Below are 23,745 nucleotides of genomic sequence, written 5' to 3' on the forward strand. Positions count from 1 at the left end.
CGTCGGCGGCTGCGGGCCGCGGTCTGCAGGCGGGTGCATGTTAGAATCGGCGCCCGCGTTGCGATCAGCATCAGTCAAGTCGAAAAGAGCCTGTCGTGAAAGTTTCCCCTCCGTCCAAGTTGGTCATCGCATCGCGCGAGAGCCGCCTCGCCATGTGGCAGGCAGAGCACGTGCGGGCAAAATTGTCGGCATTATATCCTCAGTGCACCATTGAAATTCTCGGGATGACGACCAAGGGCGACCAGATCCTCGACCGTACCCTGTCCAAGGTCGGCGGCAAGGGATTGTTCGTCAAGGAGCTGGAGGTGGCGATGAGCGAGCGGCGCGCGGATCTCGCGGTGCACTCGCTCAAGGACGTGCCGATGGAGCTGCCGGAGGGCTTCGAACTCGCCGCCATCCTCGAGCGCGAGGATCCGCGTGACGCCTTCGTCTCGAACGACTTCGCATCGCTCGATGCGCTGCCCGACGGCGCCGTGGTCGGCACCAGCAGCCTGCGCCGGCAAGCCCTGATTGCGGCCCGCTATCCAAAGCTCGTGATCCGTCCGCTGCGCGGCAACCTCGACACCCGTCTTGCCAAGCTGGATCGCGGCGAATACGCCGCCATCATCCTGGCCGCCGCCGGCCTCAAGCGGCTCGGCCTGCCGCAGCGCATCCGTTCGGTGCTCGAGCCCGCGCAAAGCCTGCCGGCGCCGGGGCAGGGCGCGATGGCCATTGAAATTCTCGGCGGGCGCGCCGATCTGGCGCAACTGCTTGCGCCGCTCGACCACCGTGCTACCGCGCAGGCGGTACGGGCGGAACGCATGGTGTCGCGCGTGTTCGGCGGCAGCTGCCAGATTCCGCTGGCGGCGTTCGCCACGGTGGACGGCGGGGCGATGCAGCTGCGCGCCATGGTGGCAACGCCGGACGGCCGGCGCATTGCAAGCGCGGAGACGGCCGGTCTGGCCGCCAACCCCGAAGCGCTTGGACGCCAGGTGGCCGAAATCCTTTCCGCCCGCGGCGCCGAGGACATCCTTGCCGCCTGCCGTGCAATGGACGCCGGCTGAAACCGGCTGCGGCTGCGTCCACGCAAGGACCGCTCTGCCTTCCACCATGACTGTGCGCCACGATCTCCCCGTTGTCGTTACCCGGCCGGCAGCGCAGGCCGTCCCGCTCGCCGCGCGCCTCGACGCCGCCGGCCGCAATGCCATTGTTTTTCCGTTGCTGGAGATCCAGCCGTTGCCCGACCAGGCGGCGCTGCGGACCGCGCTGGCGCGGCTGACCGAGTTTGCGCTGGTGGCTTTCGTCAGCCCCAACGCCATCGACGCCGCATTTGCGTTGATCGGTACATGGCCTGCCGCCGTCCCGATCGCGGTAGTAGGCGAGGGCAGCAAGGCAGCATTGGCACGCTACGGCCGTACATCCGAAAACACCCGCATCTTCAGCCCGCGCGACCGGTTCCGCAGCGATTCCGAAACCCTGCTTGACGTGCTCGACCTCGACGCGCTGAGGCACCGGCGCGTGCTGATCGTGCGCGGCGAAACCGGCCGCGAGCTGCTGGCGGACGCGCTGCGGTCGCACGGCGCCATGGTCGAGACCGTCGCCGCTTATCGTCGCCTTGCGCCGGCGCTGGACCAGCACCGGCAGGAGCAGCTTGCCGGCCTGATCGACAGCGGTGCGGAGTGGATCATCACCAGTTCCGAGGCGCTGCGCATCCTGGTCGAGATGACGCGTCAGGCCGCCGGTGAAGAAGGCGTTGCAAAACTGCAACGCCAGCGGCTGGTGATTCCCCATGTGCGCATTGCCGAAACGGCGCGCGCGCTCGGCTTCGAGGACTTGCTGGAGACCGGCTCAGGGGACGAGCAGCTGATCGCCGCGTTACAATTTCGCGCATGAATAATTTGCCGTCTCCTCCGCCCTCCGATCCGACCAGAACGCACGACGCCTCCATGCCATCCGAATCCGCCCCGACCGCCACTTCGCCCACCAGTACCGGCCGCCGCAGCAGGACGATCGCGCTGTATGTCGTGCCCGGCATCCTGGCCCTGCTGCTGCTCGGGCAATGGTGGCACACCCAGCGCGCCATCCACGACCTGCGGGAGGACATGGCGCTGCGGCTCAAGAGCGGCGAGTCGATGGCAACGGAGAACCGCGTCTCGCTGAAGTCGGCGCAGGAAGCGGTAAAGGACCTACAGGCCAAGGTGAGCGTGCTCGAAGGGAAGCAGACCGAGTCGCAGAGTCAGCAGCTGGCGCTGGAACAGATGTACCAGGAGCTTTCACGCAACCGGGACGACTGGGCGCTGGCCGAGATCGAGCAGGTGCTGTCTACCGCCGGCCAGCAGCTGCAGCTGGCGGGCAACGTGCAGGGCGCGGTGATCGCGCTGCAAAATGCCGACAGCAGACTGTCGCGCTCGGACAAGCCGCAGTTCATCGTCATCCGCCGCGCGATCGCGAAGGACCTCGAACGGCTGAAGGCCCTGCCGGTCGTCGACCTGGCGGGCATCGCGCTGCGTCTCGACAGCGTCATCGGGCAGGTCGACGCCATGCCCTTGCTCTCCGACGAAAGACCGGCCTTGCCGGCGACCCAGCCAAAGCCCTCGCGCCGTGCCCAGCATGGCGCGGAAAAGCAGGGCGCTGCCAGCGACTGGCTGGCGAGCGTGGAAGAAAAATGGCAGAGCTGGACCACGGAAATGTGGAACGAGGTGCGCCAGCTGGTGCGCGTGCGCGACGTCACCACCCCGGACGCACTGCTGCTCACGCCGTCCCAGTCCTACTACGCGCGCGAGAACCTCAAACTGCGCCTGCTGAACGCCCGCCTCGCGCTCCTGACCCGCAACGAGAGCGCGTTCCGCAGCGACCTGTTGGCCGCGCATGACGCCATCGGAAAGTACTTCGATACGCGGGCACGTCAGACACAGACGGTGCAGGCGCTGCTGCGCCAGGTGCAGGCCAGCAACCTGTCGATCGAAATGCCGACCCTGGCGGAGAGCCTCAACGCCGTGCGCAACTACAAGGCGAAGCCCTGACATGAGGATTTTTCTTTCGCTGGTCATCCTGTTTGCCGTTGCGGTCGGGCTTGCGGTCGGCGCGCATCTCAATCCCGGCAACGCCGTCATCTTCTATCCGCCGTACCGCATCGACCTATCGCTGAACCTGTTCCTGGTGCTGCTGGCGGCACTCTTCGCACTGTTGTACGCGGTGCTCGGCGCTATCCGCAGCACGCAGCAGATGCCCGCCCGTGTCGCCGCCTACCGTCGCGAGAAGCGCGAGCGGGAAGGCAACCGCGCGCTGCGCGACGCCCTCAAGGCGCTCTTCGAGGGACGTTTCGGGCAGGCAGAGAAGGCTGCTGCCCGCGCGGCCGAGAACCCGGATAACACGGGGCTGGCGGCGCTCGTCGCGGCCCGGGCCGCACACCGCATGGGGCAGGGCGACAGGCGCGACGCATGGCTGGCGAAGGCGCGGGACGAACAGGGCCTGAAGACCGCGCGCCTGATGACCTCGATCGAACTGGCCACCGATGGCCATGAGCCCGAAGCGGCGCTGGCTGCGGTGAAGGAGCTTTCGTCCAGCGGCACGCGCCACATCCATGCGCTGCGGCTGGCCCTGAAGGCGAACCAGACGGCGCAGGACTGGCCCGAGGTCCTGCGGATCGTGCGGCTGCTGGACAAGCGCAATGCGTTGCATCCGACGCTGTCCCGGCGCCTGCGCGAACTGGCCTACGACGACCTGCTGTCAAGGCAGTCGCATGATGGCGAGTCGATTCGCCGCGTCTGGGCCGGCATACCGGCGGAAGACCGCGTCCAGTGCTTCGTCGCGGTCCGCGCGGCACGCGTGTTCAACGCCGCCGGGCTGCATGACGAGGCCCGCGCGATTGTCGAGAAGGCGCTGATGGTCGACTGGGACGGCCGGCTGGTGCGCGCCTACGGTGAATCGGCGGCGGCCGTCGGTACGCCGGCACTGCTGGCGCAGATCGAGCGCTGCGAGGAATGGTCCCAGGCGCGGCCCGGTGATCCCGATCTTGCGCTCACGCTCGGCTCCCTGTGCCTGCGGCAGCAGCTCTGGGGGAGGGCGCAGCGCCAGCTCGAACATGCGCTGTCTGAGGCTGACGACGCCGCGGTGGTGCGTGAGGCCCACCTGAAGCTGGCGCAGCTGCATGAAGCCCTGAACCAGCCCGACCTGGCCGCGGCCCATTTCCGCCAGTGCGCGCTGGCGACCCTCCTCTAGGCAATCAACTTCACGTCCCCGCTGCGCCGGCTTATGCCGGCGCAAGGAGCGATGCTGCACCGCACGAGCGGGAGATGAAAGCCGCTATAATCCGGAAGTTTCCAAAATTTCTTCCCCTTCGAGAGAGCATCATGAGTTTGAGCAACGTTCCCGCCGGGCGCAATCTGCCGGATGATTTCAACGTCGTCATCGAAATCCCGATGAATGCCGACCCGATCAAGTACGAAGTCGACAAGGAGACGGGCGCTATCTTCGTCGACCGCTTCATGGGCACTGCGATGCACTATCCGTGCAACTACGGCTACATTCCGCAGACCATCTCCGACGACGGCGATCCGGTCGATGTGCTGGTGATCACCCCGTTTCCGCTGATTCCCGGCGTCGTCGTGCGCTGCCGCCCGATCGGCGTGCTGAAGATGACGGATGAGGCAGGCGGTGACGCAAAGCTGCTGGCCGTCCCGGTCGACAAGGTGCTGCCGATCTACACGCACTGGCAGAAGCCGGAGGATCTGAACGACCTGCGCCTGCAGCAGATCCAGCATTTCTTCGAGCACTACAAGGACCTCGAGAAGGGCAAATGGGTGAAGGTCGAGGGCTGGTACGGCCCGGACGAGGCAAAGAAGGAAATCATGGCCAGCGCCGCCAAGTACGCGGAAGAGCACAGCAAGTAAGCGGCGTTCCCCGCGACCTTGACCAAGCGCGCCTATGGCGCGCTTTTTTGTTTGCCGGTCGTCCGGCGCGCCATCCATGGCGCGGCCTGGTTCAGCGCCAGCCCGCACAGCACCAGCGCCGCCGCCGCCGGCTTCCACCATGGAAGGGGTTCGCCGACCAGCAGCGCGGCGCTCAGCATGCCCACCACCGGCACCAGCAGCGAGAACGGCGCAACGGAAGCAGCGGGATACTTCCGCATCAGCATCGCCCAGATGCCGAAGCCGATGATGGTGGTCGGCCAGGCCTGGAACAGGATTGCGCCGACGGCGGTCCAGCCCATCCCGCCGAGAGAGGCGGCGACCACGGCGGGGCCTTCCAGCAGCAGGGATGCGATCAGCAGCGGAAGCGCAGCCAACAGGGAAGCCCAGGCCACGAGGCCAACCGGATCGACCCGGCCGATGCGCTTGGTGACGATGTTGCCCATCCCCCAGCAAAACGCTGCCGCCGCCACCAGCAGGAAGCCTGCGAGTGGCACATCCGCCTGCATCTGCGTTGCCACCAGCACCATGCCGGCGCCCGCCAGCAGGGCGCCGGCGAGTTGCAGCGGCAATGGCGACTCGCCAAGCAGCAGCACGGCGAGACCGATTGTGAAGAAGGCCTGCAGCTGCACCACGAGCGAGGCCAGCCCGGGCGGGAAGCCGAGCTGCATTCCCGTAAACAGCAGCGTGAACTGCAGCGCGAACTGGAACAGCGCATATCCGGCGAGCAGACGAAACGGTACGGCCGGGCGCCGCACGAAAAAGACCAGCGGCACGGCAGCGCATGCGAAGCGCAGCGCGGAAAACAGGATCGGGGGCAGGGTTTGCAGCCCGAGCTTGATAACGACAAAGTTGATGCCCCAGATGAGGATGACAAGCAGGGCGAGCAGGAGGTCGGCGGGCTTCATGCGGGCTTTCGGTATGCGGGCGGTGATGCAAAGTCTATTGTTTCTGCCTGCTGATTGAAGTAGATTCAGGAAACAGATTAATTCCATACGGAAGAAATGCAGGACCTTCAGCGTCTCGTCATCTTTGCCGCCGCGGCAGACACCCTGAGCTTCTCGCATGCGGCGGCCCGGCTTGAGGTGTCCAACTCCCACGTCAGCAAGCAAATCAGCGCGCTCGAGAAGGAACTGCGATGCCAGCTCTTCCATCGCACCACCCGCAGCATCAGCCTGACCGAGGCCGGCGCAATCTTTCACGCCCGCTGCAAGGGCATCCTGTCCGACGTCGTCGGCGCCGAGCAGGAATTGTCGCGGCGGGTCGCGACGCCGCAAGGCCTGCTGAGGGTGACCGCGCCCGCCAACCTTGCCAATGCCCGGTTGGGCGACATCGTGCGGGACTTCATGGCCCGCTACCCCGACATCCGGCTCGAGCTCGTGCTGTCGGACGCCTTTTTCGATCTCGCGGAGGAATCGATCGATATCGCGCTGCGCATCGTCGACGACATTCCGCTGAACGTCTACGCGCGGCGCGTCTGCCGCATCGACTGGAGCCTCGTCGCCAGTCCCGCCTACCTCGCGGGACGCCGCAAGCCGAAGCAACCGGACGATCTGCCGGCCTACGATTGCCTCTCCGATGCGACCATCGCGCCGCGCGACGTATGGCATTTCGAACTTGGCGGACGCCGCCGGGAAGTGCCCGTTCCGCCGCTGGTCCGCTGCGGCAACAGCGAGTGGCTTCGCCAGTGCGCGCTGCGAGGCATGGGCCTCGCGCTCCTGCCGGACTTCATGACCGTCGGGGACATTGCCGGCAAGCGCCTGGTCCGGCTGCTGCCGGAATGGCGGCCCCAGCCGCGGAAATGGCTCTACGGGATCTACCTGCCGAACCGCTACCTGGCGCCGAAGGTCCGGCTGTTTCTGGATGCAGTCGAAGCAGGTATGGCCTGATCCGGCGCTGGCCGACAAATGTTGCAGACTTGCATCGACAGCCTGGGCCGTTTCCGGCATTATGGATTCCCCCAGAATCGCCGTTTCCAGGAGCTTGAGTAAGTGGCCTCACAACATGCCGGGCAAGCAGGACCCGCAGCCGGAGCCCGGGAAGCAGCCGACGATGCGGCGGTCGCCGCACGCGACCGCCTGCTTCACAAGATCAGCTCGGAAGCCGACCTTCCCGCCCTCGGCGGATCCGTGTCCCGCGTCGTACAGATGGCATCGTCCGACGACGAGGCGGTGCGGGATCTCGCCCGCTTCATCCTGTCGGACGTCGCGCTGACGCAGAAGGTCCTGCGCATTGCCAACACCGTCACCTACCGCACCGCGTCCGGCTCGCCCGTGACGACCGTTTCGAAGGCTATCTTCCTGCTTGGCTTCGAAAGCGTGAAGACCGCGGCGCTGGCGATGATCCTGGTCGATCGCCTGTCGAGCAGGCACGCGAAGGCGGTGCGCAGCGAGCTGAGCCAGGCGCTGTGCGCCAGCATCGTCGGCCGCGAAATGGCCCGCCGCAGCCAGTTCAAGGATGCCGAGGAAGCCGCGATCGCGGCCCTGTTCAAGAACCTCGGCCGCCTCCTCGTGGCAGCACATGATCCACAGATCTACGGCCGGATCATTGCCCTGGTCGAGGCTGGCACCCACACGCCTGCGCAGGCGTCCCTGCAGGTACTCGGCTGCAGCTTCGAACTGCTGGCGGAGGCGGTGCTCCGGGAATGGAACATGCCGGAGACGATCGTCGGCGCGCTGGCACCGCCCCCGCCCGGCGTACTGAAGCCGCCCAGGGGCCGGCAGGAATGGCTGCAGCAGGTTGCCGCATTCAGCGCCGCCGCGGCCAGGCTGATTCCCCGGCATGGCGAGCCGGGACAGGACGCGGCGACACGTGCCGTGCTGACCCGCTTCGGCGGCGCGCTGGGACTTGATCACGCCCGCATCGGCCAGCTCTTCGCCAGGGTGGCCGACGAGACGCGGGCGCTGGCCAGCAACGCCGACCTCGCCCTGCAACTGGAGGACCAGGGCGAACAGGCGCCGCAACCGCCAGCCGAGGCACAGGGCGAGAAACCCGGCCAGACGGCAACCACGCCGGACATTCTGCCCGGCGACCTGCTGCTCGGCCTGCAGGAGCACGGCGAGCCGCTGCAAATCGTCGAACGCCATGCCAGCGGCAAGCCGATGAATGCGCGCGACCTGCTGCTGGCGGGCGTGCAGGACGTGACGCAGATGATGGCATCCGGACGGTGCAAGGTGAACGACCTCATGCTGCTGGTCCTGGAAACGCTCTACAGCAGCATGGGGTTCCGCTTCGCCACCGTCTGCCTGAAGGATCCGCAGACGCAACGCTTCCGCGCCCGGATTGCCATTGGCGAGAACAGCAGCGAGAGGCAGGCCGGCTTCGCTTTCCCTGCGGGGGCGGCGCGCGACCTGTTCCAGCTGGCGCTGGAAAACGATGCGGACCTGATGATCTCCGACGCGACGGCGCCCAAGATCCGGGACCTGCTCCCCGCCTGGCACCGCACGCTGTTGCCAGACGCCCGCAGTTTCATCGTCCTGCCACTGGTGGTGCAGAAGCGGCAGCTTGGATTTTTCTACGCAGACCGCACCCAGGGGGCGCCGGAAGGCGTGCCCGCGGACGAGACGGCGCTGATCAAGACCCTGAAAGGGCAGGTGCTGGCGGCCGTGCAGACGCGCTAGCGGACGCTCAGGCCGGAGACCGCACCAGCAGCCACGCCAGGGCACCGGCAATGGCGGCGGTCAACAGCACGCCGGCAGTGACCCATCCGACAGGCGATTGGTCGCCGTCCTGTGTGGCGTTGCGGTCTGCGGTCTCCACCGGCACGAGCAGCCTCTGCGAGCGGCGCTCCTTCTGCAGGTAACGCCTGATGTCGAGCGCCATCCGTTCTGCGGTCTGGTAGCGCTTCTCCGCGCGCTTGCTCATTGCCCGCATCACGATGCGTGACAGCGCCAGCGGGATGCCCGGTGCGACTTCATGGGCAGGCGGCGGCGCCTTGTAGGCGATCTGCTGCAGCAGCTTGTCCGCATTCTCCGCGTGGAACGGCTTGCGACCGGTCAGCATCTCGTACATCACGGCTCCGAGCGAGTAGATGTCGGTGCGGGCGTCGACCGGATGCCCCTGTGCCTGCTCGGGCGACATGTAATTCGGCGTCCCCAGCAGCTGGTGGTCGCCGACCAGCGTATAGGACTCGTCCGCGGCCGCGGCAGGATCGGGGAGCCGGTTCGGCGCACGGCCGATGCCGAAGTCGATCAGTTTCGGCTGCAGGTCCTTCACCATGTAGATGTTCGCCGGCTTGATGTCGCGGTGGATGACCTCGTGCCGGTGCGCATGGTCCAGCGCGTCGGCGAGCCGCCAGCCGATCGACGCGACCTCGTGCGGCTCGTACCGGCGGCCGCCTGCAAGCAGCCGGCTGAGCTCGCGGCCCTGCAGGTATTCCATCGCGATGTAGGTCATTCCGCCTTCGCTCGATGCCTCGTAGATGGTAACGATGTTGTGGTGCGAGAGGCGGCCGGCGACGCGGGCCTCGTTGATCAGCTGCTGGGCGACGCGTGATTTCTCGGCGCCGTTCAGCCGCGGATTGACCGTCTTGATCGCGACGTCGCGGCCGACCACCGGGTCATGGCCGAGGTAGACGCAGCCGGTCGAACCGCGGCCGAGTTCATGCTGTACGCTGAACCGGCCGATGCGGTGCAGAGGAGTGCCCTGGGTGCCGGGGCGCGAGAAGGGGGTAGCGGCTGCGCTCATGAAGCAGGAGCATGCCGCGAAGTGTTATTTTTGGCAAGACGCGTTTGATGGCGGTGGCTGCCGGAACGGGTCGTGCTCGCGCAGTTCGTCGATGTAGGCATCGATGCCGCCGGATTCCTGCTCGAGGAAGCGCTCCACCGCGTCGGCGAAGGCGGGATGCGCCAGCCAGTGTGCGGACCAGGTCTTCACCGGCAGGAATCCGCGCGCCATCTTGTGCTCGCCCTGCGCGCCGCCCTCGAAACGGCCGATGCCGGCGGCGATGCAGAACGCCATCGGCTGGTAGTAGGCCGTCTCGAAATGCAGGCAGGGCACGTCTTCCAGCGCGCCCCAGTAGCGGCCATAGAGAACCTGCGCGTCGTGCACGACCAGCGACGAGGCGATCGGACGGCCTTCCCGTTCTGCTACCACCAGCCGGAGATTCGCCGGCATGGTGCGCCCGATTCGCAGGAAGAAGTCGAGGTTCAGATAGGGCGTCGACCAGTGCGCCGCATACGTATGGTCGTAGCAGCGCTTGAAGAAGCGCCAGTCGGCTTCCCGTGCCTCCGTCCCCGGCACATGGCGGAAGGTGATGCCGGCTTCCTGCACCTTGCGCCGTTCAGCCCGGATGTTCTTCCGCTTCTTGCGTTCCAGGGTCGCAAGGAATGCCTCGAAATCGGCATAACCCGGATTCATCCAGTGGAACTGCACGCCATTGCGCAGCATGAATCCGGCCTCGTGCAGGCGCAGCGCCTGCGCCTCGGGCGGAAACAGCACATGGGTCGAAGACAGGCCGTTGTCCTCCTGCAGGCCCCGCAACGCCGCGACCAGCGCGCTTTCGGCAGCGGCGCTGCGTGCCAGCAGGCGGCTGCCGGCGACCGGCGTAAACGGGATGGCAGCGAGCAGCTTCGGGTAGTAGTCGAGGCCGTTGCGCTTGTAGGCATCGGCCCATGCCCAATCGAACACGTACTCGCCGTAGGAATGGCCTTTCACGTAGAGCGGCAGCGCCGCGGCCAGCTCCTCTCCCTGCCACACCGTCAGGTACTGCGGCTGCCAGCCGGTCGCCGCCGACGCGCTTCCGCTTTCGTGGAGCGCGTCGAGAAAGGCGGACGAAAGGAAGGGGTTGGCATCGGTTTGCGCAGCGACAAGCGCGTCCCATTGGGACGCGATGGCGGAAAGAGAGGAGACGATTCGCGTGCGATAATTCACTATTGACAATCGTTGCGTCGGTGCCGGCATATTCTCGGCATGGGGGAAGGACAGCCAGCGAGCTGCCGCCCATTCTACGCAAAATCGCCGTCAGGGTCGGACGCCGAACCGCTGCTCCGCCCGGCATGCGCGGCCGGCCCTGCCGTTTCCGGAGATAAAGCACAGATGAGCAAACCCTTCTTCAATATCTATTCCCATGATTTCGCCCGGGTGGCGGTAGGCGTGCCGCGCTGCCGGGTCGCCGATCCCGTGTTCAACGCCCGCCAGACGCTCGAGCTCGCGGCCGAGGCGGCGAAGAACCATGTCGCCCTGATCACGTTCCCCGAGCTCGGCCTGTCCACGTACACCTGTGACGACCTGTTCCACCAGGGCGCCTTGCTCGATGCCTGCACCAATGCCCTCGGGACGATCGTCGCGGCCTCCGAAGACCTGCCGCTGGCAATGGTGGTCGGCCTGCCGCTGCGGGTCGAGCACAAGCTGTTCAACTGCGCGGTGGTGGTCGCCGGCGGACGCATCCAGGGCGTCGTGCCGAAAAGCTACCTGCCGAACTACGGCGAGTTCTACGAAGCCCGCCAGTTCAGCCCGGCGGACCAGGCGACCTGCAGCGAGATCAGCTTGCTCGGACAGACGGTGCCGTTCGGCCCCGCATTGCTGTTCCAGGTCGAGAACCTGCCGTTGTTCCGCTTCCACGTTGAGATCTGCGAAGACCTGTGGACCCCGATTCCGCCGTCCTCCTTTGCCGCACTCGCGGGCGCCACCGTGCTGGTCAATCTGTCCGCATCCAACATCGTTGTCGGCAAGTCGGCCTACCGGCACCAACTGGTCGGCCAGCAGTCGGCGCGTTGCCTGTCCGCCTACCTGTACTCCTCCGCGGGAACGGGTGAATCCACCACCGACATGGCCTGGGACGGACAGGCGCTGATCTACGAGAACGGCGAGATGCTCGCGGAGTCGCCGCGCTTCCTTGACAGCTCGCACATGATCACCGCCGACGTCGATCTTGGCCGCCTGTCGCACGAGCGCATGCGCACCGGGACCTTCGGCAACTCGGTGCGGCGGCATGCGGCGGAAGTGGGCCGGTTCCGCTGCATCGCGTTCACGCTGGAACTGCCGCGCGACGAGAAGCTGCCGCTGAAACGCAACGTGGAGCGCTTCCCGTATGTGCCGGCGGATCGGCGCCGGCGCGACGAGCGCTGCGACGAGGTCTACAACATCCAGGTGCAGGCGCTGGTGCAGCGGCTCGGTGCCACCGGGATGGAGAAGGTGATCATCGGCGTCTCCGGTGGTCTCGATTCCACCCATGCGCTGCTGGTCTGCGCGAAGGCGATGGACCGTCTGGGCCTGCCCCGCGCCAACATCATCGGCATCACGATGCCTGGCTTTGCGACCAGCGACAGGACCTTGCTGCAGGCGAGGCAGCTGATGGACGTCATTGGCTGCTCGGCCAGCGAGATCGACATCCGGCCGAGCTGCCTGCAGATGCTCAAGGATATCGGCCATCCGTTCGCGCGCGGCGAGGAGAGATACGACGTCACGTTCGAGAACGTGCAGGCGGGCGAACGCACCAGCCACCTGTTCCGGCTGGCCAATCTGCACAACGGGATCGTCATCGGGACCGGTGACCTCAGCGAACTGGCGCTCGGCTGGTGCACCTATGGCGTCGGCGATCACATGTCCCACTACAGCGTCAACGCCAGCGTCCCCAAGACCCTGATCAGCCACCTGGTGCGCTGGGTGGCAGAGACCGGGCAGATCGGCAGCTCGGGCTCGGAGGTCCTGCTCGGCGTGCTCGGCACCGACATCAGCCCCGAGCTGGTGCCCGGCAAGTCCGGCGACCAGCCCGAGCAGAAAACCGAAAGCGCGATCGGCCCGTACGAGCTGCAGGACTTCAACCTCTACTACACGCTGCGGTTCGGGTTCTCGCCGTCGAAGGTGGCCTTTCTGGCGCATGCCGCGTGGAGCGACCGCGACAAAGGACGCTGGCCGGAAGACCTGCACGTGCTGCGCAACGAGTACGACATGGCCGCCATCAAGCGCAATCTCGGGATTTTCCTGCACCGCTTCTTCAAGACCAGCCAGTTCAAGCGCTCCTGCATACCGAATGCCCCGAAGGTGGGTTCCGGCGGGTCGCTGTCGCCGCGCGGCGACTGGCGGGCGCCGAGCGATTCGGAGTCGGTGGTGTGGATGACGGAGCTGGAGAACATACCCGGGTGAGCGCGCGACCGGCGCCGCCATTGCCGGGACGGTTGCCAGCGGTTATCGTATCGGCATCGCGTGCAGCCCGCGCCATGCAGTTTTTGAATGACAATCTAATGAAGGAGTTGTTATGAAGCTGGTTACCGCAATCATCAAACCGTTCAAGCTCGACGAGGTACGCGAGGCATTGGGCGAAATCGGCGTGACCGGCCTGACCGTCACCGAAGTGAAGGGCTTCGGCCGCCAGAAGGGGCATACCGAGCTTTACCGGGGGGCCGAGTACGTGGTCGATTTCCTGCCCAAGGTGAAGATCGAGGCGGTGATCGACGACGGCACCGTGGAGCAGGCCGTGGACGCGATCATCAAGGCGGCGCGCACCGGCAAGATCGGCGACGGCAAGATTTTCGTGCGCGAGGTCGAGCAGGTGATCCGTATCCGTACCGGCGAGACCGGCAGCGACGCCGTCTGAGATGAAATGAAGCGTGGCGCGGGGCGCTCCGGCTAACCCAGGCGGACACCCCGATGCCATGTCACCAGCCGGAAGACCGAGATCGCCAGCGCACTGGTCCACATGCAGAAATCAACCGGCACACCGGCCTTCTGCATCAGCAGATACATCCAGCACCCGGCGAACGAGCAGACTGCATAAGGTCGCCCGTCCCGCAGCACCATGGGGATTTCGTTGCAGACGATGTCGCGCAACACCCCGCCGAAGATCCCGGTGATGACCCCCATCATCGACGCGATGAAGACCGGCATCCCGGCTTCCAGCGCCTGCGCCACCCCCACGATGGAGAACAGGCCGAGTCCGAGGGCGTCGGCAACCACGATCAGCCGCTCCGAAACAATCTTGCGCACCGCGGTGATCGTCGGCGCCGCGACCAGCGCCAGCAGGAAGATCAGAATTGCATATTCCTGGTGGGTGACCCAGAACAGCGGGCGCTTGTCGAGCAGGATGTCGCGCAGTGTTCCGCCGCCGAATGCGGTGATGAAGGCAACGATGAAGATGCCCACCACGTCCATCTTCTTGCTGCGCGCTTCGATGAAGCCGGAAAACGCGCCGACCAGGATGGCAAGGATCTCGAGGATTTTGATCAGGGACATGCGGCGGCAGGATTGTTCTTTCCCCGCATTGTACGCGGGCGGAAACGCCGCATGATGTGCTCGGACAACTAGACGGACGCGCGCAGCAGGACCACCAGGGCCCCGGCGCCGCCATCGGCCGCCCGTGCCTGACAGAAGGCGATCACTTCTTCCTTCTGCACCAGCCAGTTCCGGACCTTGTTCTTGAGCACCGGTTCCTTGTTGACCGATCCCAGGCCCTTGCCATGGATGACGCGCACGCAGCGAATGCCGCGGCGGACGGCCTGCCGCAGAAACTCGCCGAGCGCCTCGCGCGCCTGGTCGCGCCGCATGCCGTGCAGGTCAAGTTGTTCCTGGATCACCCAGTGGCCCCTTCGCAGCTTGCGTAGGGTGTCCGGACCGATCCCGTTGCGGGCATAGCTGAGCGCCTCGTCGGTGTCGAGCAGGGTCTCGATGGTGAATTCATCCGACAGCGACTCCTGCAGCGCTGCCTGTTCGTCGGCCAGGTGCTGGCGCGGGATAGGCGGAGGCGGCGGTGGAGCGGCATGCGCCTTGTCGGAGGGGGGAAGGGGGGAAACCGGGCCGATGCTGCGCTTGAACAGATCGGCATCGCGCCGGCTTTCCTGCTCCCGCCGCAGGCGTTCAGCCTGTTCCGCCTTGCGCGCTTCTTCCCTCGCCTTGATTTCGGCGCGCAGTGCCTTGAGTGCAGCGAAGTCCTTGATCGAGCCGGACATGATGACAATTCCTCGTCGCGCCTGCGGCCCTGCCGCAGGCGGTGTTACTGGTCAGCCCTCCAGGCTTTCCAGGTAGCGTTGCGCGTCCAGGGCGGCCATGCAGCCCGTGCCGGCGCTGGTGATCGCCTGGCGGTAGACATGGTCCTGCACGTCGCCGGCGGCAAAGACGCCGGGAACGCTGGTCGCGGTCGCCATGCCTTCGAGCCCGCTCTTCGTCTTGATGTAGCCGTTGTGCATGTCGAGCTGGCCCTCAAAGATGCCGGTGTTCGGCTTGTGGCCGATCGCGATGAACACGCCCTGCAGCGCCAGCTTGCTGGTGCTGCCGTCCTTCGCCGACTTGATGCTGATGCCGGTGACGCCGCTGTCGTCGCCGAGCACCTCGTCGAGCGTATGGTCCCACTTGATCTCGATCTTGCCTTCCTCGACCTTGGCCATCAGGCGGTCGATCAGAATCGGCTCTGCCCGGAACTTGTTGCGACGGTGGATGACCGTCACCTTGCTGGCGATGTTCGACAGGTACAACGCTTCCTCCACGGCGGTATTGCCGCCGCCCACCACCGCGACTTCCTGGCCCTTGTAGAAGAAGCCGTCGCAGGTCGCGCAGGCGGAGACGCCGCGACCCATGAAGCTTTCTTCGGAGGGCAGGCCGAGGTACTGGGCGGAGGCGCCGGTCGCGACGATCAGCGCGTCGCAGGTGTACTCGCCCGAGTCGCCGATCAGCCGGATCGGCTTCTCGTTCAGCTTCGCAGTGTGGATGTAGTCGAACACGATCTCGGTATTGAATCTTTCCGCGTGCTGCAGGAGGCGCTGCATCAGCTCGGGCCCCTGCACGCCCAGCGGATCGCCCGGCCAGTTCTCCACATCGGTCGTCGTCATCAGCTGGCCGCCCTGTTCGACACCGGTGATCAGGACGGGTTTCAGGTTGGCGCGAGCCGCGTAGACGGCAGCGCTATACCCGGCCGGGCCGGAGCCGATGATCAGTACGTGAGCGTGTTTGGTGGTAGCCATAGCGATAGGGGATGTGGATGTGAAGGAGTTGGTCGTGCGGGACCGGACACGCGCAATCGAACGCGTCGGCGCCTGGAAGTGCATATGTCGCCAAAAGACAAAATTTCAATGGCGCATCGGTATTGCACTCAAAAAACTGGGTAAGATTATAGACGAACACGCTCGCGCGGGGAGGAAGGCCGGCCCCGACTCCATCGGGCTTCTCCCCGGCAGTCCGCCGACTCTCTCGACAGTTATGACCCGAACAACCCAAGCTTACACCCGCAATGCCAAGCCTGCGCCGGCGGCGCCCCTGCCGAACCGGCTGGTGCGCCTGCTGTCCGAGGCGCGGTGGTTTGGCCTGACGGTGGTGACCGTCTACCTGATTCTTATCTTTTTGACATATGCCAAGTCCGACCCGGGCTGGTCGCAGGCGAACGTCGTCCCGCAACTGCACAACTGGGGCGGGCGCCTCGGCGCCTGGCTGGCGGACCTGCTGCTGTTCATCTTCGGCCTGTCCGCATGGTGGTGCTGCGTCTATCTGCTGCGCTCGGTGTGGAAGGGTTATCGTCGCCTCTCGCATCGTTTCGTGTTCCAGCAGGAGCCGGAACCGGAACATCACCAGGAGGCATGGATACGCGCCGCCGGCTTCGTGCTGATGCTGGCCGGCAGCGTCGCCATCGAGTACCTGCGGATGCACAGCCTGAAGGCGGAACTGCCGCGCGCGCCCGGCGGGGTGCTGGGCGAACTGATCGGCGGCGCGGCCTACAGCGCCTTCGGGTTCACCGGCGCGACGCTGTTCCTGCTGCTGCTGTTCGGCGTCGGCTTCAGCCTCTTCTTCCAGGTGTCCTGGCTAGCCGTCGCCGAGCGGGTGGGCGGCGCAGTCGAGGAAGCCGCGCAGGGGCTGCGCAAGCTGTATGCGGCGCGCGAGGACCGCAAGCTGGGCCAGGTGGCCGCGGTCAAGCGCGAGGAAACCGTGGTGCAGGAGCGCGCGAAAATCGTCGAGGCGCCGCCGATCCGGATCGAACCGCAGGTGGTGGCGGTGCCCAAGTCGGAACGGGTGGAGAAGGAAAAGCAGGTTTCGCTGTTCGCCGACCTGCCGGACACCAACCTGCCTCCGCTCTCGCTGCTGGACGAACCGCCACCGGCGCAGGAGACGGTCAGCGTGGAGACGCTGGAGTTCACCAGCCGCCTGATCGAGAAGAAGCTGTCCGACTTCGGCGTCGAGGCCAAGGTGGTCGCCGCCTATCCCGGCCCGGTGATTACCCGCTACGAGATCGAACCGGCAACCGGCGTCAAGGGCAGCCAGATCGTCAACCTCGCGCGCGACCTTGCCCGCTCGCTGTCGCTCACATCGATCCGCGTGGTGGAGACCATCCCGGGCAAGAACTACATGGGACTGGAACTGCCGAACCCGAAGCGCCAGATCGTGCGCCTGACCGAGATCCTCGGGTCCAAGGTCTACAACGACAGCCATTCCAGCCTGACCGTCGCGCTCGGCAAGGATATTGCCGGCAATCCGGTGGTCGCCGACCTAGCAAAGATGCCGCACCTGCTGGTGGCAGGTACGACCGGTTCCGGCAAATCGGTGGGTATCAACGCGACCATCCTGTCGCTGCTGTACAAATCCGACCCGAACATGGTGCGGATGATCCTGATCGACCCCAAGATGCTGGAGATGTCGGTCTATGAAGGCATTCCGCACCTGCTCGCGCCGGTCGTGACCGACATGCGCCAGGCCGGCCATGCGCTCAACTGGGCGGTGGCCGAGATGGAGCGCCGCTACAAGCTGATGTCCAAGCTTGGCGTGCGCAACCTGGCCGGCTACAACACCAAGATCGCCGAAGCCGAGAAGAAGGAAGAGAAGATCCCGAATCCGTTCAGCCTGACGCCCGATGCGCCGGAGCCGCTGGAAAAGCTGCCCACCATCGTCATCATCATCGACGAGCTTGCCGACCTGATGATGGTCGTCGGGAAGAAGATCGAAGAGCTGATCGCCCGTATTGCGCAGAAGGCCCGCGCGGCCGGCATCCACCTGATCCTGGCGACGCAGCGTCCGTCGGTCGATGTGATCACCGGCCTGATCAAGGCCAATATCCCGACCCGCATCGCGTTCCAGGTCAGCAGCAAGATCGACTCCCGCACGATCCTCGACCAGATGGGCGCCGAGACCCTGCTCGGCATGGGCGACATGCTCTACATGCCGCCGGGTACCGGCCTGCCGGTCCGCGTACACGGCGCGTTCGTGTCCGACGACGAGGTGCATCGCGTCGTGCAGCACCTCAAGGCCCAGGGGGAACCGAATTACATTGAAGGAATCCTAGAAGGCGGTACCAGCGAGGAAGGCGGCGACGCGGCCGCCGGTGCGGAAGGCGGCGGCAGCGGCGAGGCCGACCCGATGTACGACCAGGCGGTCGCAGTCGTGCTGAAGAACCGCCGCGCCTCGATCTCGCTGGTGCAGCGGCATCTGCGTATCGGCTACAATCGGGCAGCCCGGCTGCTGGAACAGATGGAACAGAGCGGGCTGGTTTCGTCCATGCAATCCAACGGCAACCGTGACATTCTCGTCCCTGCCGGGAACACGACCGAATAGGAAGACATTTGATCCGCGCCAAGAATCACCTTCGCATCCTGCTGCCGGCCCTGCTGGCGGCATCCTTCATCGCCTTCTCCGGCGCTGCCGATGCGGCGGCCCTGGAGCAGTTCAGATCCTTCGTCGGCACCACCAAGGCGGCACGGGGCGAGTTCACCCAGCGCCAGCTGAAGAACGTCGACGGCGCGCAGAAGGCGTCGAATGCAGCGAGTGGCAGCTTCGTCTTCGCCCGGCCCGGCAAGTTCATCTGGACCTACCAGAAACCCTATGAACAACTCCTGCAGGCCGACGGCGAGAAGCTGTACATCTACGACAAGGACCTCAACCAGGTGACGGTCAAGTCGCTCGGGGACGCACTCGGTTCCTCGCCCGCCGCGATCCTGTTCGGCAGCAACGACCTGGAAAAGAACTTCACGCTGAAGGAAGCCGGCACCCGCGACGGGCTCGAATGGCTGGAAGCCACGCCGAAGGCAAAGGATACGACGTTCGAGCGCATCAGCATCGGCTTGCGCGATGGCCTGCCGCAGGCGATGGAATTGCGCGATACCTTCGGCCAGGTGTCGCAGCTCAGCTTCAGCAAATTCGAGAAGAACCCGCAGATCGGCGCAAACCAGTTCAAGTTCACCGTGCCGAAAGGCGCCGACGTCTTCCAGCAGTAGGCGGGGCGGCGCTGCCGGCGCGGGCGGACTGTGCGCCACCCGCAACGCGAAACGGAACGAGAAGAAAAACAACCGACCAGCCGTCCACACCATGGCAAACATTCCCCTCGCCGAAAGGCTGCGCCCCCAATCGCTGGACGACGTGATCGGCCAGCAGCACCTGCTCGGCGCGGGCAAGCCCCTGCGTGTCGCATTCGAGTCCGGCGAACCGCATTCAATGATCCTGTGGGGGCCGCCGGGCGTCGGCAAGACCACGCTGGCGCGCCTGATGGCCGACAGCTTCAACGCCGAATTCATTGCCCTGTCCGCCGTGCTGTCCGGCGTCAAGGACATACGTGAGGCAGTCGAACGGGCACAGGTGGTGCAGGCCAATTCCGGCCGCCGCACCATCCTGTTCGTCGATGAAGTGCACCGCTTCAACAAGAGCCAGCAGGACGCTTTCCTGCCGCACGTCGAAAGCGGGCTGTTCACCTTCATCGGGGCCACCACCGAGAATCCGTCGTTCGAGGTTAACGGCGCGCTGCTGTCGCGGGCCGCGGTGTACGTGCTGAAGTCCTTGTCGGACGAGGACCTCGGCGAACTGGTCGACCGCGCCTGCATTCAGGAGCTGGACGGACTGGACTTCACGCCGGAAGCCAGGGCGACGCTGGTGGCCAGCGCCGACGGCGACGGCCGCAAGCTGCTCAATAACCTGGAGATCGTTGCGCGTGCCGCCCATGCCGGCGGCAGCGACGTCGTGGACGACAGTCTGCTCGCGACGGCCCTGGCGGAAAACCTGCGCCGCTTCGACAAGGGCGGGGATGCCTTCTACGACCAGATCTCGGCGCTGCACAAGTCGGTGCGCGGGTCCAGCCCGGACGGCGCGCTGTACTGGTTCGTGCGCATGCTCGATGGCGGCGCGGACCCGCGCTACCTCTCGCGGCGCATCGTCAGGATGGCGGCGGAAGACATCGGCCTGGCCGACCCGCGGGCCTTGCGCCTGGCGCTGGACGCCGCGGAGGTATACGAAAGGCTGGGTTCGCCCGAAGGCGAGCTGGCGCTGGCCGAGGCGGTCGTGTATCTCGCCTGCGCAGCCAAGTCGAATGCCGTCTACAACGCCTACAACGCGGCGCGCGCCTTCGTCGCCAAGGACAAGTCGCGGCCTGTCCCCGAGCATCTGCGTAACGCCCCGACCAAGCTGATGAAGGAGCTGGGTTACGGCAAGCTCTACCGGTACGCGCACGACGAACCCGACGCGTATGCCGCGGGCGAGACCTACCTGCCGGAAGGCATGCGCGAGCCGGGCTGGTACCAGCCGACGCCGCGCGGCCTGGAAGGCAAGATCGGCGAGAAGCTGGCGTGGTTGCGCTCGCTCGACCGCGAAGCCCGCAAGAACGAGAAGAAATAGGCGGGGCGCAATGCCGGCGCTGCAGGAAAGCCCGTGCCGCTTGGTACAATGACGTTTTTGCATCCCATCCGTCCGCACTCCCATGATCGACATCCAACTTCTCCGTAAAGACATCGACAACGTCGCCGCCCGCCTCGCGGCGCGCAAGTTCCAGCTGGACGTCGCGGCGTTCAACGCAATGGAGGCGGAGCGCAAGCAAATCCAGACCCGCACCGAGGAACTGCAGGGCCGGCGCAATACCCTGTCCAAGCAGATCGGCATGCTCAAGGGAAAAGGGGAGGATGCCTCCGCGGCAATGGCGGAAGTCGGCGGCATTGGCGATGAGCTGAAGGCATCGGCGGAACGTCTCGAGGCGGTCCAGGCCAGGATGAGCGAATTCCTGCTCGCCGTGCCCAACCTGCCGCATGCGTCGGTGCCGGCCGGACAGGACGAGAGCGCAAATGTCGAGGTACGCAAGGTCGGCACGCCGCGCGCGTTCGACTTCGAGGTGAAGGACCATGCGGACATCGGCGCGGCGCTCGGGCTGGACTTCGATGTCGCCGCCAAGCTGACCGGTTCCCGCTTTGCGGTGATGAAGAGCGGGATGGCGCGCCTGCACCGTGCGCTCGCGCAGTTCATGCTCGACACCCATACGCAGGAACATGGCTACACCGAGTGCTACACCCCCTATATCGTCAATGCCGATTCACTCCGCGGCACCGGACAGCTGCCCAAATTCGAGGCCGACCTGTTCGCCGCCAAGAAAGGCGGCCAGGAAGGCGAGGGCGAGGCGCTCTATTTGATCCCGACATCGGAAGTGCCGCTGACGAACATGGTGCGCGATGAAATCGTGGCGGCTGACGAGCTGCCGATCCGCCTGACCGCCCATACGCCGTGCTTCCGTTCGGAAGCCGGCAGCTACGGCCGCGACACCCGCGGCATGATCCGCCAGCACCAGTTCGACAAGGTCGAGATGGTGCAGGTGGTGCACCCGGACACATCCTACGAGGCGCTGGAGGAGATGGTCGGCCATGCCGAGAACATCCTCAGGAAGCTGGGACTGCCGTACCGGGTGATCACGCTGTGCACCGGCGACATGGGATTCGGCGCTGCCAAGACCTACGACCTGGAAGTCTGGCTGCCGGCCCAGAACACCTACCGGGAAATCTCCTCGGTGTCCAATTGCGAAGCCTTCCAGGCGCGGCGCATGCAGGCACGGTTCCGCAACGCGCAAGGCAAACCGGAACTGCTGCATACGCTGAACGGTTCCGGCCTCGCGGTCGGCCGCACGCTGGTCGCCATCCTGGAGAATTACCAGCAGGCCGACGGCAGCGTCGACATCCCGGAGGTGCTGCAGCCCTACATGGGCGGCCTGCAGCGTCTCAGCCGCGCCGGCTGATTCCAACCTGGCGAGGGTTGTTCAAACCCTCGCACCCGCACTGGGCTTCACCTGGCTTCACCGCACCTTACCGAGCCTTACCTGCCCTCACACTCCCTGGCGCCGTTCGACGAACAAGCTGTTGCCGGGGATTTTTTTCGCCTGCCGCTTCGCTTCCGCCGCCGCCGACGCAATCTGGTGGTGCGATATGAATCGGCCGGGCTCCACCCGCACCGCGCCCAGCGACAGGCTGATCAGCGGATGGAATACGGTGCGCCCGCGCCGGTCCTCGCTGGCGAAGCCGCCGCGCAGCCGGTGCTCGTCCTGGTAGTGATGGGGGATGGCGCCGGCGAAAGCATCCACTACCATCCTGCATCGCCGTTCCCAGTCTTCGCTCTGGAACAGCACCAGGAAATCGTCGCCGCCGATGTGGCCGATGAAGTCGCGCGCCGGGTCGGCGTGCGCCGCGAGGATGCGGCCGGTCAGCTGGATCACGTCATCGCCCTTGCGGTAGCCGTAGGCATCGTTGAATGGCTTGAAATGGTCGAGGTCGACGTAGCAGGCGGCGAAACCGGCCTGATTCTGCAGCAGGCGCTCGATGTGCTCGTTGATCGGCACGTTGCCCGGCAGGAGCGTGAGCGGATTGGCGTAGCGTGCCGCCGTGATCTGCATCTGCGTGATCTCCCGCATCAGGTCATGCCCGGTGCCCATGCCGAGATACCGCCCGCCGTCGGTGATGATGAAGCCGTTGGAGAGATGGTGGCGGTCGGCCGCCACCATGATTTCGCTCAGTTCCTGCAGGCTCGTGTCCTTGTCCGTGATCACCGGCCTGGGATCCATGAAGGTGGTGCAGGGCTTCTTGCCGTACACGTCGCGCGAGTAGAGGCGGGCGAAGCGATCGGTCAGGTCGGGCCGCGCAATCAGCCCGATGGGCACGCCGTTGTCGACCACCGGCACGATCGCCAGCGCCGGGTCGTTCATGAACAGGTCGCAGACCTCGTTGTTCGTCATCGACGGCGACACGCTCGTCACGTTGCGCAAGAGCTTGCGTGCCGTGACCATGTTGTGCTCCAGCGCGCCGCGTTGGGGAAACAGCGCGACGCCGCCCCGCGCCAGCGACCGGCTCAATTCCGGCGGCAGCTGCTCAGGCGGCAACGGCAGCGGTCGCGCGATGTAGTAGCCCTGGCCGCAGGCGATGCCGAGGTCGCGTATCAGCAGCAACTCGGTCTGCGTCTCGATGCCCTCGGCGATGGCCAGCGTTCCGGACTCCTGTGCAATCTCCTGGATCGAACGGACGAACTGCAGCTTGACCGGGTCCTGGTTGATGCCCTGCACGAAATGCATGTCGATCTTCACGTATTCCGGTCGCAGCTCGGACCACAGGCGCAAGCTGGAGAATCCCTCGCCGAGGTCGTCGATGGCGATCTGGAAGCCCATGCCGCGGTAGTGCATGACCGCCTCGCGCAGCAGGTCGTAGTCGTAGGCCGGCTGGTTCTCGGTCAGCTCGATGATGACACGCGCGGGATTGATGCCCAGCTCATGGATGTATCCGAGCGTCTCGCCGTGGCGGGCGTGCGGCTGCAGCAGCATGTCCGGGCTGACATTGAGGAACAGCTTGCCCGGCAGGTCGAGTTCGGCAAAGCGCTCCAGCACCACGCGGCGGCACATGTGTTCCACCTCGACGCTGAGATCGTTCGCCCGCGCCACCTTGAACAGGTTCATCGGCGAATGCAGCGGGCTGTCGGACGGTCCCCGGATCAGGCCCTCGTAGCCGATGACTTCGCCGCCCTGCATGTTGATGATCGGCTGGAAGAGTGCGGACAACTGCCGCTGCGCAAGGATGTCCTTCAGGCGGTGCAACAGCATGGCATCTCCGGTGTCCGGTTGGGGCCGCGTCGGCATGCGCTCCTCCAGCGACGCGGAGATGATGCCGGCCCTGAGGGCCGATCCTGCATGCGGCCGTGCGACGGCCGGCTCCGGGAAAGATAG

Annotated in this window: 20 protein-coding genes; 13 read left to right on the forward strand and 7 right to left on the reverse strand. The window is 65.8% G+C overall.

The features are described from left to right. The first annotated feature begins 95 nt into the window (after nucleotides 1-95). The 5 genes from hemC (at nucleotide 96) to ppa (ending at nucleotide 4,871) form a co-directional block, all read left to right on the forward strand. Nucleotides 96-1,043, forward strand: coding sequence for a hydroxymethylbilane synthase (hemC, locus tag VIM12_RS04135; protein WP_331940349.1), 948 nt, complete (start codon nucleotides 96-98; stop codon nucleotides 1,041-1,043). 46 nt (nucleotides 1,044-1,089) lie between these two features. Next, nucleotides 1,090-1,872, forward strand: a complete 783-nt coding sequence (locus VIM12_RS04140; protein WP_331940350.1) for a uroporphyrinogen-III synthase — start codon at nucleotides 1,090-1,092, stop codon at nucleotides 1,870-1,872. Continuing rightward, the gene (locus tag VIM12_RS04145; protein WP_414691745.1) at nucleotides 1,869-3,002 is read left to right on the forward strand and encodes a uroporphyrinogen-III C-methyltransferase; all 1,134 of its coding nucleotides are present in this window, start codon (nucleotides 1,869-1,871) and stop codon (nucleotides 3,000-3,002) included. Before VIM12_RS04140 ends, VIM12_RS04145 begins: the two co-directional genes overlap by 4 nt. A 1-nt stretch (nucleotide 3,003) precedes the next feature. After that, nucleotides 3,004-4,200 (forward strand): heme biosynthesis HemY N-terminal domain-containing protein, encoded by a 1,197-nt coding sequence (locus VIM12_RS04150; protein ID WP_331940352.1) that lies wholly within the window; start codon nucleotides 3,004-3,006, stop codon nucleotides 4,198-4,200. A gap of 131 nt (nucleotides 4,201-4,331) precedes the next feature. Continuing rightward, nucleotides 4,332-4,871: an inorganic diphosphatase gene (gene ppa / locus VIM12_RS04155; protein WP_331940353.1), complete on the forward strand. Its 540-nt coding sequence runs from the start codon at nucleotides 4,332-4,334 to the stop codon at nucleotides 4,869-4,871. 32 nt (nucleotides 4,872-4,903) lie between these two features. Here the strand turns inward: ppa and VIM12_RS04160 are convergent, their stop codons facing one another. Continuing rightward, nucleotides 4,904-5,797, reverse strand: coding sequence for an EamA family transporter (locus VIM12_RS04160; protein ID WP_331940354.1), 894 nt, complete (start codon nucleotides 5,795-5,797; stop codon nucleotides 4,904-4,906). 96 nt (nucleotides 5,798-5,893) lie between these two features. On the opposite strand from VIM12_RS04160, the gene VIM12_RS04165 reads away from it, so the two are divergent. After that, nucleotides 5,894-6,778, forward strand: a complete 885-nt coding sequence (locus VIM12_RS04165; protein WP_331940355.1) for a LysR family transcriptional regulator — start codon at nucleotides 5,894-5,896, stop codon at nucleotides 6,776-6,778. Between the two features lie 102 nt (nucleotides 6,779-6,880). Next, entirely contained in the window at nucleotides 6,881-8,509 is a 1,629-nt protein-coding gene (locus VIM12_RS04170; RefSeq protein WP_331940356.1) for an HDOD domain-containing protein, read from the forward strand. Nucleotides 8,510-8,516: 7 nt separating this feature from the next. Here the strand turns inward: VIM12_RS04170 and VIM12_RS04175 are convergent, their stop codons facing one another. After that, nucleotides 8,517-9,575, reverse strand: a complete 1,059-nt coding sequence (locus VIM12_RS04175) for a serine/threonine-protein kinase (RefSeq protein WP_331940357.1) — start codon at nucleotides 9,573-9,575, stop codon at nucleotides 8,517-8,519. A gap of 24 nt (nucleotides 9,576-9,599) precedes the next feature. Continuing rightward, nucleotides 9,600-10,760 (reverse strand): GNAT family N-acetyltransferase, encoded by a 1,161-nt coding sequence (locus VIM12_RS04180; protein WP_331940358.1) that lies wholly within the window; start codon nucleotides 10,758-10,760, stop codon nucleotides 9,600-9,602. Nucleotides 10,761-10,925: 165 nt separating this feature from the next. Here VIM12_RS04180 and VIM12_RS04185 point away from each other — a divergent pair, with 165 nt between their 5' ends. Together VIM12_RS04185 and VIM12_RS04190 are read left to right on the forward strand one after the other, a co-directional pair. Next, the gene (locus VIM12_RS04185) at nucleotides 10,926-12,974 is read left to right on the forward strand and encodes an NAD(+) synthase (RefSeq protein WP_331940359.1); all 2,049 of its coding nucleotides are present in this window, start codon (nucleotides 10,926-10,928) and stop codon (nucleotides 12,972-12,974) included. A 112-nt stretch (nucleotides 12,975-13,086) separates the two neighbouring features. Continuing rightward, nucleotides 13,087-13,425 carry a P-II family nitrogen regulator gene (locus VIM12_RS04190; protein ID WP_331940360.1) on the forward strand — a complete coding sequence of 113 codons (339 nt, stop codon included), beginning with the start codon at nucleotides 13,087-13,089 and terminating at the stop codon, nucleotides 13,423-13,425. Between the two features lie 32 nt (nucleotides 13,426-13,457). Here the strand turns inward: VIM12_RS04190 and VIM12_RS04195 are convergent, their stop codons facing one another. The 3 genes from VIM12_RS04195 to trxB all read right to left on the reverse strand — a co-directional run bounded on the left by VIM12_RS04195 (nucleotide 13,458) and on the right by trxB (nucleotide 15,781). After that, nucleotides 13,458-14,060, reverse strand: coding sequence for a trimeric intracellular cation channel family protein (locus tag VIM12_RS04195; RefSeq protein WP_331940361.1), 603 nt, complete (start codon nucleotides 14,058-14,060; stop codon nucleotides 13,458-13,460). A 68-nt stretch (nucleotides 14,061-14,128) separates the two neighbouring features. Then, on the reverse strand, nucleotides 14,129-14,773 hold the full coding sequence (locus VIM12_RS04200) for a Smr/MutS family protein (protein WP_331940362.1): 645 nt from the start codon (nucleotides 14,771-14,773) through the stop codon (nucleotides 14,129-14,131). Between the two features lie 51 nt (nucleotides 14,774-14,824). Further along, complete coding sequence (gene trxB / locus VIM12_RS04205; RefSeq protein WP_331940363.1) at nucleotides 14,825-15,781, reverse strand: thioredoxin-disulfide reductase; 957 nt, start codon at nucleotides 15,779-15,781, stop codon at nucleotides 14,825-14,827. Between the two features lie 235 nt (nucleotides 15,782-16,016). Between trxB and VIM12_RS04210 the strand changes: the two genes are divergently transcribed. The 4 genes from VIM12_RS04210 (at nucleotide 16,017) to serS (ending at nucleotide 21,777) form a co-directional block, all read left to right on the forward strand. Beyond that, entirely contained in the window at nucleotides 16,017-18,353 is a 2,337-nt protein-coding gene (locus VIM12_RS04210) for a DNA translocase FtsK (RefSeq protein ID WP_331940364.1), read from the forward strand. Between the two features lie 8 nt (nucleotides 18,354-18,361). Next, nucleotides 18,362-19,012, forward strand: a complete 651-nt coding sequence (lolA, locus tag VIM12_RS04215) for an outer membrane lipoprotein chaperone LolA (protein ID WP_331940365.1) — start codon at nucleotides 18,362-18,364, stop codon at nucleotides 19,010-19,012. Nucleotides 19,013-19,103: 91 nt separating this feature from the next. Further along, a complete protein-coding gene (locus tag VIM12_RS04220) occupies nucleotides 19,104-20,399 on the forward strand; it encodes a replication-associated recombination protein A (RefSeq protein WP_331940366.1) in 1,296 nt (431 codons plus the stop codon). A gap of 82 nt (nucleotides 20,400-20,481) precedes the next feature. After that, nucleotides 20,482-21,777 (forward strand): serine--tRNA ligase, encoded by a 1,296-nt coding sequence (gene serS, locus VIM12_RS04225; protein WP_331940367.1) that lies wholly within the window; start codon nucleotides 20,482-20,484, stop codon nucleotides 21,775-21,777. 87 nt (nucleotides 21,778-21,864) lie between these two features. Here the strand turns inward: serS and VIM12_RS04230 are convergent, their stop codons facing one another. After that, nucleotides 21,865-23,622, reverse strand: coding sequence for a GGDEF domain-containing protein (locus VIM12_RS04230; protein ID WP_331940368.1), 1,758 nt, complete (start codon nucleotides 23,620-23,622; stop codon nucleotides 21,865-21,867). Nucleotides 23,623-23,745: the final 123 nt, after the last annotated feature.

Origin of the sequence: Noviherbaspirillum sp. (assembly GCF_036563305.1) — a bacterium.
In the GTDB taxonomy this organism is placed as follows: domain Bacteria; phylum Pseudomonadota; class Gammaproteobacteria; order Burkholderiales; family Burkholderiaceae_D; genus Noviherbaspirillum.

What these genes read in the sequence shown, in the direction of transcription:
- ppa (WP_331940353.1), top strand. Translation starts at nt 4,332, where the DNA reads ATGAGTTTGAGCAACGTTCCCGCCGGGCGCAATCTGCCGGATGATTTC.
- VIM12_RS04175 (WP_331940357.1), bottom strand. Translation starts at nt 9,575, where the DNA reads ATGAGCGCAGCCGCTACCCCCTTCTCGCGCCCCGGCACCCAGGGCACT.
- VIM12_RS04190 (WP_331940360.1), top strand. Translation starts at nt 13,087, where the DNA reads ATGAAGCTGGTTACCGCAATCATCAAACCGTTCAAGCTCGACGAGGTA.
- VIM12_RS04200 (WP_331940362.1), bottom strand. Translation starts at nt 14,773, where the DNA reads ATGTCCGGCTCGATCAAGGACTTCGCTGCACTCAAGGCACTGCGCGCC.
- VIM12_RS04185 (WP_331940359.1), top strand. Translation starts at nt 10,926, where the DNA reads ATGAGCAAACCCTTCTTCAATATCTATTCCCATGATTTCGCCCGGGTG.
- VIM12_RS04150 (WP_331940352.1), top strand. Translation starts at nt 3,004, where the DNA reads ATGAGGATTTTTCTTTCGCTGGTCATCCTGTTTGCCGTTGCGGTCGGG.
- serS (WP_331940367.1), top strand. Translation starts at nt 20,482, where the DNA reads ATGATCGACATCCAACTTCTCCGTAAAGACATCGACAACGTCGCCGCC.
- VIM12_RS04145 (WP_414691745.1), top strand. Translation starts at nt 1,869, where the DNA reads ATGAATAATTTGCCGTCTCCTCCGCCCTCCGATCCGACCAGAACGCAC.
- VIM12_RS04230 (WP_331940368.1), bottom strand. Translation starts at nt 23,622, where the DNA reads ATGCTGTTGCACCGCCTGAAGGACATCCTTGCGCAGCGGCAGTTGTCC.
- VIM12_RS04210 (WP_331940364.1), top strand. Translation starts at nt 16,017, where the DNA reads ATGACCCGAACAACCCAAGCTTACACCCGCAATGCCAAGCCTGCGCCG.
- VIM12_RS04165 (WP_331940355.1), top strand. Translation starts at nt 5,894, where the DNA reads ATGCAGGACCTTCAGCGTCTCGTCATCTTTGCCGCCGCGGCAGACACC.
- VIM12_RS04195 (WP_331940361.1), bottom strand. Translation starts at nt 14,060, where the DNA reads ATGTCCCTGATCAAAATCCTCGAGATCCTTGCCATCCTGGTCGGCGCG.
- VIM12_RS04160 (WP_331940354.1), bottom strand. Translation starts at nt 5,797, where the DNA reads ATGAAGCCCGCCGACCTCCTGCTCGCCCTGCTTGTCATCCTCATCTGG.
- VIM12_RS04220 (WP_331940366.1), top strand. Translation starts at nt 19,104, where the DNA reads ATGGCAAACATTCCCCTCGCCGAAAGGCTGCGCCCCCAATCGCTGGAC.
- trxB (WP_331940363.1), bottom strand. Translation starts at nt 15,781, where the DNA reads ATGGCTACCACCAAACACGCTCACGTACTGATCATCGGCTCCGGCCCG.
- VIM12_RS04140 (WP_331940350.1), top strand. Translation starts at nt 1,090, where the DNA reads ATGACTGTGCGCCACGATCTCCCCGTTGTCGTTACCCGGCCGGCAGCG.